We start from the raw sequence: 14,565 nt of genomic DNA, 5'->3' as shown, positions 1-14,565 counted from the left end.
ACAAATATGACTGTCAGTATGTAAGGAAAGGAAAACGTGATGAAAAACAAGCCTGAACAAAAACGCCGTGGGGCGGTGAACTTCACCATGTACATGGTGGTAGGGCTTGGATTAACGGTTCTCATGTCGGCGGCGTCGATTAGCTTCGGCGCCGCCGACATGAGGTTAGCGACTGCATGGGAGGCTATTTTCCGATTTGATCCAACGCTCACTGAGCATCACATTATTCAAACCCTACGTCTTCCGCGTACCGTAGCCGATCTGATCGTCGGGTGCAGCCTTGCGGTATGCGGGGCTATTATGCAGGGAACGACGCGCAATCCGCTGGCCGACTCCGGGCTGATGGGGATCAGCTCTGGGGCAGCATTCGCGATTGCTCTTTGCCTGGCTTTTCTGCCGGGTTATTCGTATGGACAGATGATGCTGTTTGCTTGTCTGGGAGCAGCGCTCGCGACCGGGATCACTTACTTCATCGCATCAATGGGCAAGCGCGGGATGACGCCTCAGCGGCTGGTACTGGCAGGACTGTCCATCTCCATGCTATTTGGTGCACTCAGTCAGTATTTAGCGATCAATTATAACTTGGGTCGAGCATTGACATTCTGGACGGCAGGCAGTACAGCGGGGGTCAAGTGGGGTGAATTGCTGATTATCTCACCGCTATTTGTTGGTGGTGTACTGCTGGCGCTGGCGCTATCTCCTTCTGTTACACTGCTCAGTTTGGGGGATGATGTGGCAAGTGGACTCGGTATTCGTAGCGGACTGGTCAAGGGATTATCGACGATTATCGTGCTCGTCCTGACTGGATTGGCTGTTGTCGTGGTTGGCCCGATCGGTTTTGTTGGTCTGATTACCCCACATATTGTGCGATACATGGTCGGTGTCGATTATCGTTACATTATTCCGGCGGCTGCGTTATATGGTGCGTTGCTGACCGTGTCAGCCGATCTGGCTGGACGCTTGATCAATAAGCCGTTCGAAACGCCGATTGGCATTATATTTTCTATCATTGGTGTCCCGTACTTTCTCTTCCTGGCTCGCAGACAAAGGAGGGAATCTGAATGATCAAGCAGCGTTATACGATGCAACGGGGCATCATCATCAATGTAGTGCTTATGGTGCTCATCCTTATGTTTGCTATCATTAGCATGAATTCTGGCAAGATGAATCTTTCACCGCTAGAAGTGTTGAATGTTCTCGTGGGAAACGGCACCGACAAGCAAAATCTGATCGTGTTTGATTTTCGGTTGCCACGAATCGCACTGTCGATCTTGGTAGGTCTGGGAATGGGAGCGGCTGGGGTCGTGATGCAGAGTTTGCTGCGCAATGACATGGCTAGTCCGGGGACACTGGGGATTAGTTCGGGATCAGGTTTGTTTGTATTGTTCTTCGTCGTATTCATCGCATCGACAGGAAAGGGCTCCTTTATTGCCCTGCCACTACTGGCCTTTGTTGGTGGATTGTTGGCGGCGGGATTGATCTTCTTATTATCGTATCGCCGTGGGCGAGATATCTCGTCAATCGGCTTGATCTTAACCGGGGTCGCGCTCGGAAGCGGGTATGAAGCGCTGACCACCTTCCTGACACTCAAGCTGAATGATTCGCAGATGGATTTCATGCTGCACTGGCTGGCGGGAAGCTTGTGGGGCGCTGATTGGCGCTATATTTCCGTACTGGCACCATGGGTCTTCATTTTACTCGGCTATATTTTCTACAAGTCTCGCATGCTCAACACCCTCCATCTGGGCAATCAGACGGCAGAAGGACTAGGTCTTGCCGTGAAGCGGCAGTTTTTGGGGTTGTCGATCGCTGCTGTTGCTTTATCCTCTGGCAGTGTGGCCGTGGGCGGAAGCTTCTTCTTCGTTGGTTTGATCGCTCCGCACATGGCAAGAAAACTAGTCGGGCCCGATCACAAATTGCTCGTTCCGGCTGCCAGCCTGACCGGTGGATTAGTCGTGGTGCTGGCTGACACAATTACGCGCACGGTTAGCCTGGGGGGAGATGTGCCGACGGGAATCGTCATTACGGTCATCAGTGTTCCGTACTTTCTTTATTTACTATCGAAGGCCAATTAGGAGGACGTCATGGAGAGTATTACAGCGCAACAAATCGATATTGCCTATAATGACACGCTTATCGTAAAAGAACTGGATTTGCAGATTCCGCGTGGACAGATTACCTCGATTATTGGCCCCAATGGTTGCGGGAAATCAACCGTACTAAAGGCAGTCGGTCGGCTGCTCAAGACGAAAAATGGCACGGTTTATCTGAATGGTGCTGATATTTGCACACTGTCCACCAAAGAAGTGGCCAAGCAGATGGCAATTCTGCCGCAGACGCCTACTGCACCGAGCGGTTTGACGGTCGGTCAATTAGTGGCCTATGGGCGTTTTCCTCATCAACGGGGCTTCGGCAAGCTCTCCAAAGAGGATAAGCAAGTAGTTGCCTGGGCCCTATCAGTTACACTGCTTACAGCGTTTGAGCATCGCGAGGTCGATACGCTCTCTGGCGGTCAACGTCAGCGCGTATGGATTGCGATGGCACTCGCCCAGCAGACCGATCTGATCCTGCTGGATGAACCCACCACCTATCTGGACCTGGCACATCAGCTTGAAGTGCTGGAGCTGCTCTATGAACTGAATCGCAGTCAGCAGGTTACGATTGTGATGGTGCTGCATGACCTGAATCTGGCAGCACGCTTCTCCGACTATATGGTGGCGATTCGTGATGGTCAGGTGGTGGAGCATGGCTCGCCAGAGCGCGTAATGACGGCACGGACGCTACGTGAGGTGTTTGCCATCGATGCCGAAATTATGCTGGAACCACGAACGGGGCGACCAGTGTATGTGACGTACGAGATATTGCGTGATAAGCGTAGAGGCCAAGGGGCGGATCAAGGATTCTTAAATGATAAGGAGCAGGAGGAGAAGATTGCCACATGAAAATCGCATGGCGTGTCTTGCTGGGCGCACGAAAATACTGGTTGCAGTTAGGCATTGGATTAGTCGGTATCGTGCTGGCAACAATTGCCGGGTTTTATTTGCCCTGGGCGCTCCGTTCGTTGACACAATTGGCGACCGAAGGTAGCAGTCAGTTTGCCGCAGAAGCATTGAAGATTGGTTTATTGCTACTTGGAGCTACCTGTTTGCAAGCCATCGGAACATCACTGGCAGGCTATATGAACCATTATGCCGCACTTCATTACGTGGCGGATTTACGAACAAGATTGTATAGCAAATATCAGCAGATGAGTTTGCGCTATTTCCATCGAAGCCGGACGGGTGACTTGACCGGGCGCGTTGTGAATGATGCGATGGAAGCGGAAATTTTCATTGCCCATGCTATACCTGACTTTATCGTTAACGGACTGACCTTTATCGGAGTAGGCATCCTGCTCTTGACGATCAATGTGAAGCTGGCACTGATCAGTCTGATCACGATTCCGTTGCTGCTTGTAATCACGGTATGGCAAAGCAAGCACTTGTCGCCGCTGTGGGGAGAGAGTTCCCAAGCTCGGGGAGATATCGCTGGAAAGGTGCAGGAAAATTTGTCGGGCATGAAAGAAATCCAAATTTTCAATCGACAGGAGGAGGAGCGGGTCAACGTTTCTCGTCTGGCTATGAAATATTCGAAGACCTATTTACGCGCCAGTTTGTTCTATGAAACCTCTTTGCCGTTGTTGGCATTTGTGACCACACTGGGGACTGTATTTGTCGTGATACTGGGCGGCAGATTGATGGCAACAGGCGAGGTAAGCATTGCTGATATCATCGGATTCATTGCCTACCTAGGTATGTTTTATCAACCGATAAAGTCTTTTTCCGGCTTGGTGGAAATGGCAGGGCGAGCCTCTGCTGGCCTTAAACGGGTATATGATGTGCTGGAAGAAGAGGAAGACATAAAGGAGAAGCGAAACGCAGTCCATTTGCCGCGTGTACAAGGACAGATCTCCTTTCAAGATGTCACATTTCTTTATCAAGATGGTTCGCCTGTACTAGAGGGGCTGAACCTGACCATTGATCATGGAAAAACAGTAGCTCTTGTAGGCACCACAGGAGTGGGTAAGTCGACATTGGCCAGTCTCGTTAACCGATTCTACGACCCGCAGGCGGGATCGATTCGAGTGGATGGCATCGATATTCGTGATGTGACGCTTTCCAGCCTGCGTAACAATATTTCAATGGTGCTGCAGGATACGTTCCTGTTTGATGGCTCGGTGTATGACAATATTGCTTATGGATGGAAGGACGCGACACGGAAAGATGTGATTGCCGCAGCTAAAGCAGCTAAAGCGCATGAATTTATATCTCAGATGGAGCAAGGCTACGATACGGTAATTGGTGAACGCGGTGTGCGTTTGTCTGGAGGGCAGAAACAGCGCCTTTCGATAGCACGGGCGATTCTGCGCAATGCACCGATCCTCATTCTGGATGAAGCCACATCGGCGCTTGATACCAAGACCGAGCAAGAGATCCAACAGGCACTGGATGAAATATCGAAGGATCGCACAACACTGGTGATTGCCCATCGGCTATCGACGGTCCGTCATGCCGACCAGATCGTTGAGCTGGAGGGTACAGAGATTGCCGAGATGGGTACGCATGAGGAACTGCTGCATAGCGGAGGTATTTATGCACGATTGTATGCGACACAAGCCTCTTGAACGTAACCAATACAAACAAGACTAAACAGGAGAAGGACAGGACGACGATGACTGAATTATAAATTCTAACGATTGTGAGCGGCGGTCCGGTCCTGCCGGACTGTACACTGCGTTTTTTAGGGGAATGCACGATATGAAGGTTGGTAACAGTTTTTGTCCCGAGCCAAGGAGAAGAACTTGTACCGATTGCCTGAATGGACAAGAACATATTCCGATTACCGATTAGGCATGTATCTAAACGATTTTCGCCTGTCAATTCGTTAATCTAATGGGTAGGATTGCTCAATGTTGTTGTTGAACACTCTTCATTGCAGGGGTTTATTTTTGACCATCCTTTGCCGGGTTTAATGCTGCATAGTGTGCAAAGGATGGATCAGGAATATTTTGTGCTTGTCTGCTATATTTGCCCGGAGAGACTCCGGTAATTTTGGTGAAGGTTCGAATAAAATTGGCATAATCGCGAAACCCCGATTGGAAGCAGGCATCCGTAATGCTCACCCCGCCTGATAGGTAATATCTCGCCAATTCAATACGACGGTTCAAGATGTAAGAGCGGATCGTTAGTCCGGTATGCTTTTTAAACTGGCGGCTGATATACGTGCTGTTCATATAAAATGCCTCGGCAAGCTTGCGAAGCGTAATCTCCTGGGAAATGTGCGCTTCAATATAATCCATTGTTTTACGTACCATCTCTGGCATGATATCGATTGGTATAGAGGACTTATTGTGGAACGAATTGTTAATGAGAACCAATAACTGTGCAATGACTGCGTTGGTTTTAACATCCGTTCCATATACATTTGAATCAAGCAATTCCTCCAGTTCGCTAGTTAAATGCAAAATCTGCTTCATATGGTAATCATCTAAGTGAACGATGTTTTGTTGTCCCTTTGGACGATGATCAAAACATGCGGATAGATTGGTTGATAGAGTCGACAACTGACAAAGATATGTTTTTTTTAGATTGATAGTAATTCGTTCATATTCGGTTCCATCCAAAATAAAGGCGCGATGCATTTCCTCCGGAGACATAATAAGCAAATCCCCCGGCTCCAGATGATAACATCGGTTCTCCACATAAAAGTTGACATTGCCGCGAATAAAAAGGTAGATCTCGTATGCATCATGTCGATGATAGATTGTTTCCAATGGATACGTAGTTACGCGATGAAGATATAAAAGCTCGGACTGGATGGGATCGTAAAAATATTCAGTGGATCCGTTCATATAGCACCTCCTTGTCCTTTCGCGCAATAAATAGAGCGGAATACGCAATGAAAATGTAATCAGCTTTACCTTAAACTGTAATCAACCTAACATGCTGCATCTGCTATTGCAAGCGTTTCCCTGCATTTTAAACCTGGATCTGGCAAATCGCAGAGCGGCGATAAGATGTATATCAAACTCAAATGGAGGAACGACTGATGAACTACAATTCTGCTTCAAATGCGAGGGAACAAACGGAACAGAATCATGCATCTATAGCTGCTGTGAAGATCAGTAAGGCCATAGGGAAACTTCCACCAAATAAAAATCCTTTGGTTGCTCATAAATTTGGAGCCGATCCGTATGCTCTGGTGTTCGAGGGGCGTGTCTATCTGTACATGACGAGTGATAAGCTGGAATATGATTCTGAGGGCAATCCGCAGAAAAACAGTTTCCACTCGATCAACCGCATAATAGTCATCTCTTCAGACGACTTGGTTAACTGGTCAGATCATGGTGAGATTCATGTGGCAGGGCCCCAAGGCGCAGCCACATGGGCCACTCAATCCTGGGCACCAGCCGCTGCCCATCAGATTATTGACGGGCAGGATCGATTCTTCCTTTATTTTTCAAACAATGCCAGCGGCATCGGCGTATTGTCAGCCCCGAGTCCGGTCGGGCCCTGGACAGATCCTATTGGAAAAGCGCTCATTACCAGAGAGACTCCGGGTGTTGAGGATGTGACGTGGCTGTTCGATCCGGCCGTGCTGGTAGATGATGATCACAGAGCTTATATCTATTTTGGGGGTGGCATACCGGAAGGGAGAGCAGAGAGGCCGGATACCGCAAGAGTTATGCCATTGGGTGAAGATATGACCAGTGTGGTGGGCCGGGCGAGGGTTATCCCTGCTCCGTACATGTTTGAGGATGCGGGGATTCACAAATTCAACAATATCTATTATTTTACCTACTGCTCTAACTTTGACGAGGGTTTTCGTCCAGAGGGCAGTCCGCCACCCGGCGAGATTGCTTACATGACGAGCAGCCAGCCAATGGGTCCATGGACGTACAGAGGAACGGTCCTGCGAAATCCGGGTCACTTTTTTGGCGTTGGCGGCAACAACCATCATGCCATATTTCAATTTGCGGATCACTGGTATATTGCTTATCACGCCCAGACGTTATCACAGGCGATGGAGGTTCCTGATGGTTATCGTTCGACACATCTGAACCAGATTAGCTTCAACGAAGCAGATGGTCGTATGAACGAGGTGGCCGCAGATTATGAAGGTGTTGAACAGATCAAGCTGTTCAATCCTTATCAGAGGGTAGCTGCTGCCACAATGGGATGGAGCGCAGGGGTGAAGACGGAGCGATTAAGTACATCAAAGCCTACGGCTGGTGCCGATTCTGAGGTTGTTGTTACCGAGATGGAAAGAGGCAGCTGGATTGCGTTATCGAAGGTTGATTTTGGCAATGAAGGGGCGGCATGCTTTACAGCTGCAATCTCCAATGAAGGCGCGGAGGCGGTACTGGAGCTTCATCTGGATCGCCCGGACGGACTACTGATTGGGCAGCTTGTGATTCCGGCATCGGGTGGATCACCTAAATCCGGCATATCACCTCGATGGAAAGAGCATTCAACCGGGATTACAGATGCACAGGGAGTTCATGACATCTATATGGTGGTTGGGGGAGCAGTGGGCAAGCAAGGCATCAGTATTAGGGAATGGAGTTTTGAATAAGCAAGGAACTAGACTTGGGCCTATTATATCTGCTGAGATTGTGTGGCCAATAAAGCTAGAAAGGAAGAATGGCCAACATGCATGCAAATCCAATTATTTGGGCCGATTATCCCGATCTAGATGTGATTCGGGTTGAAGACACGTATTATATGGTCAGCACAACCATGCATATGATGCCAGGCTGCGTCATCCTGCGTTCCTATGACCTGACCCATTGGGAAGTGGCTACGCATGTGTACGACAGACTTGACGATACACCCGCGCAGCGGCTGGAGCAAGGCAGGCAGATTTACAGCAAAGGCATGTGGGCAGCGTCGCTTCGATATCACAAGCATAAGTTTTATGTCATTTTTGTGGCAAACGATAACCATAAGACATATTTGTACACGGCCGATACGATCTCGGGTCCCTGGACCAAGCAGTATGTGGAAGGCTTTTATCATGATTGCTCCCTGTTTTTCGACGAAGATGGCCGAATTTACCTGGTCCATGGTAATGCCGAAATTCATTTGACCGAGTTAAGCTCTGATCTGTCCGGCCCCAAGCCCGGTGGAGTGCTGCGCATGATCGTAAAAGAAAAAGAGCCTTATTTCCTCGGTTACGAGGGGGCCCATTTTTACAAAATTAATGGAAAATACTATGTGTTTCTGATTCATATTTCACAAGCTACCGGCCGAAGAACACAGGCGTGTTACATGGCGGATTCCCTGGAAGGCGAATTTGTTGGCGGAGAAGTGTTTAACGACGATATGGGCTATTTTAATTCAGGTGTAGCCCAGGGCGGAATCGTGGATACACCGGATGGCGACTGGTACGCTATGCTGTTTCAGGATCACGGGGCGGTTGGCCGCATCCCTGTGCTGGTTCCGCTTCACTTTGAGAACGATATCCCGGTGTTCCCCACGGAAGCGCCAAAAGAGATCGTTGTGCCGAGTACGAGACCGGATCACGTCTACAAACCTCTAATTGGCAGCGATGATTTTCACTATGAAGCGAATGCAGAAGGAAAGGTACGGCTCAAGGATGTCTGGCAATGGAATCACACTCCGAATGATGCGCTCTGGTCGGTAACCGACCAGCCTGGGGTGTATCGGATTCAAACCGCACACATCAGCCCCAATCTGACCTTTGCGGTTAATACGCTGACGCAGCGTGCAATGGGCCCTGCCTGTGAAGCAATCGTTACGCTGGATGGCAGCAGGCTGGAGGATGGTGATTATGCAGGCTTGTGTTTCCTGATCGGTACATACGGTTTAATTGCGCTGACGAAGACTGAAGGGCAATTTTACCTGGTCATGCTGGCAAGAAACAGCGAGGACTCATCGATATTTGGCAATCTGGTTGATACGGAGCCTGCCACCGAGTATGCCAGGATACCTGTTTCAGGATCCGTAGTTACGCTCAAGGCTTTTGGCAACTTCGTGAATAATCAGGACGACTGTACGTTCTCCTATCTGGAGGGGATAGAGTGGAAGCCGCTTGGCATTTCCCACAAAATGATTTATAAGCTGGATCATTTTATGGGCTGCCGGATCGGGTTGTTTTTATATTCGACGAGAGTGACCGGGAGCAGCGCTGATTTTTCGAATTTTAAATATGATGTGATCGTGTCGGAGGACGAGAACAAACATGCATAGAAGTCGCCGAGCCGGCGGCTTTTTTTATAATATCAGAAAGGTTAAAATTCCTAATGTTGCCAAAAAACGTTGTCCATTACAGACGAATGGGGGTGCATGATGTGCGTATTTCTGCTTTAACCAAAACAAAGTGGGTTGTCATTCTGTTGCTCAGTGCATGTATACCAACAGACCATACGAGCGGATATTCAGGACAAAGCATGCCCGTGGTGGATGGGCAGCCATCCGGGGATCATTCCATTTTCGAAAAATACAGTTCTCCGGTAGAAGTATCTTTTGTCAGGGAGGCCGGGGATGATCTGGAGCGCATGATCAGCCAGATGCCGGGAGAGACACTGCTGGACAATCGCTGGACCCGGTTATATGAGCAAGACCTGGGGATTAAGCTTCGCTATGACTGGATCGCCAAAGGAGATATGTACGGTCAAAAGCTGGGTGTTTCCCTCGCTGCAGGTCGAATTCCGGACGTTGTGAAGGTAAATCCATACCAATTAAGGCAGCTGAGCAATGCGGGGCTGATCCAGGATCTGTCCGAGGTGTACACAACGTATGCTTCGCCGCTTGCGAAGAGCATACTGGAGGCGGAAGGAAGCGGGCCTTTTGACGCGGCAACCATCGATGGCAAGCTGATGGCGATACCTGAAACGGCCTCCTCCATCGAGACAGCCCAGTACTTGTGGATCAGAACCGATTGGCTTGAACGTCTGGAACTTCAGCCGCCTGAGACGATGGAGGACGTACTTGAGATTTCGAAAGCGTTTACACAAGAAGACCCTGACGGCAACGGCCAACAGGATACCTACGGCCTTGCACTAACGAATCATCTGTGGGACCCGGTCATGGGGGTTGCCGGTCTGATGGCAGGGTATGGTGCATACCCGAATATATGGATTAAAGATCCACATGGCAAGCTCGTTTATGGCGGCATTCAGCCTGAAGTCCGGGAGGCGCTGCAGGTTCTGCAAACGATGTACCTGGAGGGGCAGCTTGACCCTGAATTCAGCTATAAGAAGGGAACACAGGCCGTACGACTGATCAAAAACGGAAAAATCGGCATGCTGTACGGTGAACAATGGACACCCTTCATGATTCAGTCGAGCCGAGAGAACGATGCAGCAGCGGACTGGCAGTCTTACCCCATAGTAGCTAAATCCGGCAATCAGATTAAAGTGCCACTTCGCACCAATACCTGGCAATATTTCGCCGTCAGAAAGGACTATGCTCATCCTGAAGTGGTGATGAAACTTATGGATCTTCATTTGCAGACCAACTGGGGGGAGCAGGCGCAGTATGAAACGTACTACAATGACGATTCCAAGGCAGTGTGGATGCTATCGCCGGTGACCCCCTTTCCGGGAACCAAAAATCTGGATGCTTACCGGCAAATTCGGGAGGCGCAGCGTTCCGGCAATTTTGCTGTTCTTCAGGATGAAGCATCCGCTATTCAGAAAAGAGTTGAGGCCTATGTAACGGAAGGAGTTGAAAGCGGCTGGGGCTGGAATCAAACCTACGGACCGACAGGTGCATTTAACATAGCTGATGGTTACGAGCGGAACGGACAGCTTTTATATGACCAATTCACGGGGGGGATTACAGAAACGATGGTCGACCGGCAGATGATCCTGAACGATCTTCAGCTTGAGGCATACATGAACATTATTCTCGGCAGACCGATTGAAGAGTTCGACCAGTTTGTGGAGAGTTGGCTCAAGTTAGGCGGAGAACAGATCACAACGGAGATTAATGCGTGGCTCAAAACCAAAACAGCACTGGAACGCTGACCGCTCCTCAATGGTGCCTTCATATGCAAAATGTGCAAAAAGACAATCCAGCCTGTAGCAATGGAGGGGAGTGAGTTGATTAAGTTTCCTGCCCAATCCTGGCGCAGCAGCATTTTCGCCCGGTTGGTTATCACCTATCTGATTTTTGTTCTTCCACTGATTCTCCTGGGCCTGTATCTGTACAATTGGAGCTATGACAATGCCAGCCAGGAAATTTCCTCGTCAACAGAAAGACGGCTTACCCGATATTTGGATGAATTGAATCGGGAAATTGAATGGCTGGAGTTGCAGCAGTTTGACATCGTTGAGGACAGGAAGCTGAACAGGCTCGCCATTCTGTGGGGAATGATGGATCAGGTAGAGCGCCGCGATACATTGAATTATTTGTCCGAGCGGCTGGCTACGTTCAAGAACAGCAGTGCTTACATCAAGAACGTTCATGTGCATATCCGCACGATTGGCAAGAGCATCTCCGCCACCCATGGCATCGATGATTATGACAAAGCCTCCTATGAATACTTTAGCTCCGGCATGCAGGGGAAAGGCGCGCGCTTTACGGTGAAGGAGGACACCATGAATCTGAGTGCCGTGCGCCTGACTGGCAAGAAGGGAGAAGAACCGCTGTTTGCGGTCCAGGTCGAGCTGGATACGGAGCAATTTCAAAATGCACTGACCCAGCTTAATCTGTACCCGGACAGTGGCTCCTTCCTCATTGAGGAAAAGACGGGCCATATTATCACAGACGTTTCCAAGCGTGACTTAATCCTCCCTTACTACCGTGATCACATCACCGATAGTGATCATGGCGGCTTTCAGGTGAAGGTCGAGGGTACACGCTATTATGTCAGCCAGAGCCATATGGGCCCATTGGGCTTATCGGTAGCAACGTATTTACCAGAGGAAAGTGTGAAGAGGCCACTAAGCAAGTTCTATCATTGGGCCTGGCTGTTTGCAATGACATCCTTCGTCGCGATATCGGCTTATCTCTATTCCAGCTACAGGCTGATTCACATTCCGCTGCTGTTGCTCGTCAAAAGATTCAAAAAAATGGAGACAGGTGTACTGGACATCCCCATCGTGCACAAGCACAAGGATGAATTTGGCTTTCTGTACTCCCGGTTCAATCAGATGCTTGAGAAGCTTCAACTGCTTATCGATCGGGATTTCAAAAAGACGATGATGATGCAGCGCGCCGAATTGAAGCAGCTTCAGTCGCAGATTAATCCTCATTTTTTGTATAACAGCTTTTTCATTATCAATTCGCTCGCAAGAACGGGGGATACAGCGCGGATTGAGCAATTTGCCAACATGCTTGGTGAATATTTCAGGTTCATTACCCGAAACGGGACAGATCATGTAAGACTGGAGGAGGAAGCTGCCCATTCGAGTGTGTATACGGAAATTCAGAAGCTGCGTTTTTCCAGACGAATACAGGCCGACTTCGGGGAGCTGCCACCGGATATGAAGCAGATTCGTGTTCCCCGGTTAATCATACAGCCAATCATTGAGAATGCTTACGAGCACAGTCTTGAAAAAATGACGGATCAGGGCATGCTTAGGGTCCGGTTCAGCATGAAGGGGAATATCGCTGAAATCAGTGTAGAGGACAACGGGCATGAGTTGACGGACCTGCACATTCATGCGCTTCAGGAGCGTCTGCTTGAAGATGGCAGCTCAGATGAAATGACCGGACTCATGAATATTCATCGGCGCCTGGTGCTGACATTCGGGGAAGGAAGCGGCCTGTTTTTGGCCAGAAGCGAGCTGCAGGGATTGAAGGTCACGATTCGAATCCGAAGGGAAGGAAGGGAAAGCGAATGTATCGACTTTTGATTGTGGATGATGAGGAAATTATTACGGACAGCCTCTACGAAACCTTTGCAAGCCATATGCCGGAACGGCTTGATGTATGCAAAGCTTATTCAGCCAGGGAGGCATTAACGTGGATGGAACGCTCAAGGATCGATATCGTGTTGACAGACATTCGTATGCCTGGCATGAGCGGTCTTGAACTGACAGAACAGATCCAGGCTTACTGGTCGCACTGCCGCGTCATTTTTCTCACCGGCTACAGCGATTTTAATTATGCCTACAAGGCTTTTCAAATGCCCAATGTACGTTATTTACTCAAAACGGAAGGATATGACAAGATCATGGCTGTGGTTGAGGAGGTCATGCAAGAGATTCGGCAGAGTCACCGCTTGCACGAATTGCTGGAGCAGTCCCAAGAGGCAACCAGTCAGCTGGAGGTGCTTCAGCAGGAAGAGTATTTGAGGAACGTGCTACAGAACTCCACACCATATGTGGCAGGTTGCTCCAGTGAGATTCAGGATGAATGGGCAAGGCGAGACATGAGTCTTCATCTCTCGGCCCCTGTTTACATTGTGCTGGGTCGATTTGATTATAAGGATAACCCTCTGCACCTGGAGCGCGCACAGATTCAGGCATCAGCGCGAAGGATCGGTTCTTCCCTGATGGATGAGCACACCCTTCACGCCAGCGTAACAGACCATTATGGAGATGTGGTATGGCTGGTTCAGCCCAAACATCCGGAAGCAGAGCCAGGCCATTCACTGATCCGATATCTGGAGGGTATACTCGAATTGGTGCAGGAAGCCTGCATGGCTTCACTTGGCATATCGGTGGCTTTTGCGTTAAGCGGGAAAAGCTGCAACTGGTTCGACATTACTCGGCAATACGAGCGATTGAGGCAGCTGCATTGGATGAAGATTGGTGATGGCATTTCCATGGTGCTTACCGATCTTGATGATGCTTTGCCGAATCAGGGCCAAAGGGAGCTCACACGGGTCAGCAGCCGAATTGAGGTCATGTCAGGGTATTTGGAAACGGGACGAATTCAGCAATTTTACGAAGTGTTTGAAGAGCTGGCCAATGAACTGCTTCAACAGGATGTGACGATGGAGAGGGCGATGGAAACCTATTATAATCTGGCGCTGTATCTGTATTCGACTATCAATCGATGGGGACTGCATCAGGATATTCCCGATCAGCGCAGATTGCTTCGTCTGAGCGAGTATGCATCTATGAAGGACGCCGTGCAGGCGCTGTATCAGGCAACCGACAAGCTCGTACGCTTCAAGGGCTCGGATGAGCAGGAGCGAGCGAATGCGGTCATTCATTCCCTGTGTACTTACGTCAAGGAGCATCTGGAAGAAGATCTTTCCCTAGTGAGGCTGGCAGAGCTTCATCATTTCAATCCATCCTATCTCTCCCGTTTCTTCAAACAGGAGATGGGGATCAACCTCTCCGAATTTATTGACGAGCTGCGAGTTAGAAGAGCAAAGGAACTGCTCAGGAATAGCGATCTCATGGTTCGGGAGGTTGCACTCCAGGTTGGTTATGAGGCAGCGCATTCCTTTACTCGTTTTTTCAAAAAGGTGACAGGCATGACTCCCCAGGAATTCCGGGAATCCCTTTTGGTCCGTTAAAATAGAAGTAGATATGAACAGAAGCAAGACCTCAGGTGAGATGAACCTGAGGTCTTGCTTTTGTTTTTGTTTGATGATTCCCAA

The 14,565-nt window shown here is 49.3% G+C and carries 10 protein-coding genes; 9 read left to right on the top strand and 1 reads right to left on the bottom strand.

What is annotated here, in order from left to right:
* Nucleotides 1-39: 39 nt before the first annotated feature.
* The 4 genes from PTQ21_RS22130 to PTQ21_RS22115 are packed head-to-tail and all read left to right on the top strand — an operon-like array spanning nucleotide 40 to nucleotide 4,663.
* Nucleotides 40-1,065 (top strand): FecCD family ABC transporter permease, encoded by a 1,026-nt coding sequence (locus tag PTQ21_RS22130; protein ID WP_063568420.1) that lies wholly within the window; start codon nucleotides 40-42, stop codon nucleotides 1,063-1,065.
* Nucleotides 1,062-2,075: a FecCD family ABC transporter permease gene (locus PTQ21_RS22125; RefSeq protein ID WP_072733045.1), complete on the top strand. Its 1,014-nt coding sequence runs from the start codon at nucleotides 1,062-1,064 to the stop codon at nucleotides 2,073-2,075. Before PTQ21_RS22130 ends, PTQ21_RS22125 begins: the two co-directional genes overlap by 4 nt.
* A 9-nt stretch (nucleotides 2,076-2,084) precedes the next feature.
* Nucleotides 2,085-2,942, top strand: a complete 858-nt coding sequence (locus PTQ21_RS22120) for an ABC transporter ATP-binding protein (protein WP_274567169.1) — start codon at nucleotides 2,085-2,087, stop codon at nucleotides 2,940-2,942.
* On the top strand, nucleotides 2,939-4,663 hold the full coding sequence (locus PTQ21_RS22115) for an ABC transporter ATP-binding protein (protein ID WP_274567168.1): 1,725 nt from the start codon (nucleotides 2,939-2,941) through the stop codon (nucleotides 4,661-4,663). Before PTQ21_RS22120 ends, PTQ21_RS22115 begins: the two co-directional genes overlap by 4 nt.
* 318 nt (nucleotides 4,664-4,981) lie before the next feature.
* Here PTQ21_RS22115 and PTQ21_RS22110 read toward each other — a convergent pair whose 3' ends face one another.
* Nucleotides 4,982-5,890, bottom strand: a complete 909-nt coding sequence (locus PTQ21_RS22110; RefSeq protein WP_274567167.1) for an AraC family transcriptional regulator — start codon at nucleotides 5,888-5,890, stop codon at nucleotides 4,982-4,984.
* Nucleotides 5,891-6,087: 197 nt separating this feature from the next.
* Here PTQ21_RS22110 and PTQ21_RS22105 point away from each other — a divergent pair, with 197 nt between their 5' ends.
* From PTQ21_RS22105 to PTQ21_RS22085, 5 genes are all read left to right on the top strand, one after another.
* Complete coding sequence (locus PTQ21_RS22105; protein WP_274567166.1) at nucleotides 6,088-7,614, top strand: glycoside hydrolase family 43 protein; 1,527 nt, start codon at nucleotides 6,088-6,090, stop codon at nucleotides 7,612-7,614.
* A gap of 77 nt (nucleotides 7,615-7,691) precedes the next feature.
* Nucleotides 7,692-9,251, top strand: coding sequence for a glycoside hydrolase family 43 protein (locus tag PTQ21_RS22100; RefSeq protein WP_274567165.1), 1,560 nt, complete (start codon nucleotides 7,692-7,694; stop codon nucleotides 9,249-9,251).
* A gap of 200 nt (nucleotides 9,252-9,451) precedes the next feature.
* Complete coding sequence (locus tag PTQ21_RS22095; RefSeq protein WP_420800383.1) at nucleotides 9,452-11,032, top strand: extracellular solute-binding protein; 1,581 nt, start codon at nucleotides 9,452-9,454, stop codon at nucleotides 11,030-11,032.
* Between the two features lie 75 nt (nucleotides 11,033-11,107).
* Entirely contained in the window at nucleotides 11,108-12,865 is a 1,758-nt protein-coding gene (locus PTQ21_RS22090) for a sensor histidine kinase (RefSeq protein WP_274567163.1), read from the top strand.
* Nucleotides 12,850-14,481: a response regulator gene (locus tag PTQ21_RS22085; protein WP_274567162.1), complete on the top strand. Its 1,632-nt coding sequence runs from the start codon at nucleotides 12,850-12,852 to the stop codon at nucleotides 14,479-14,481. Before PTQ21_RS22090 ends, PTQ21_RS22085 begins: the two co-directional genes overlap by 16 nt.
* Nucleotides 14,482-14,565 lie beyond the last annotated feature (84 nt).

Origin of the sequence: Paenibacillus marchantiae (assembly GCF_028771845.1) — a bacterium.
GTDB lineage: Bacteria > Bacillota > Bacilli > Paenibacillales > Paenibacillaceae > Paenibacillus > Paenibacillus marchantiae.
This window is presented reverse-complemented; position numbering and strand designations above follow the sequence as displayed.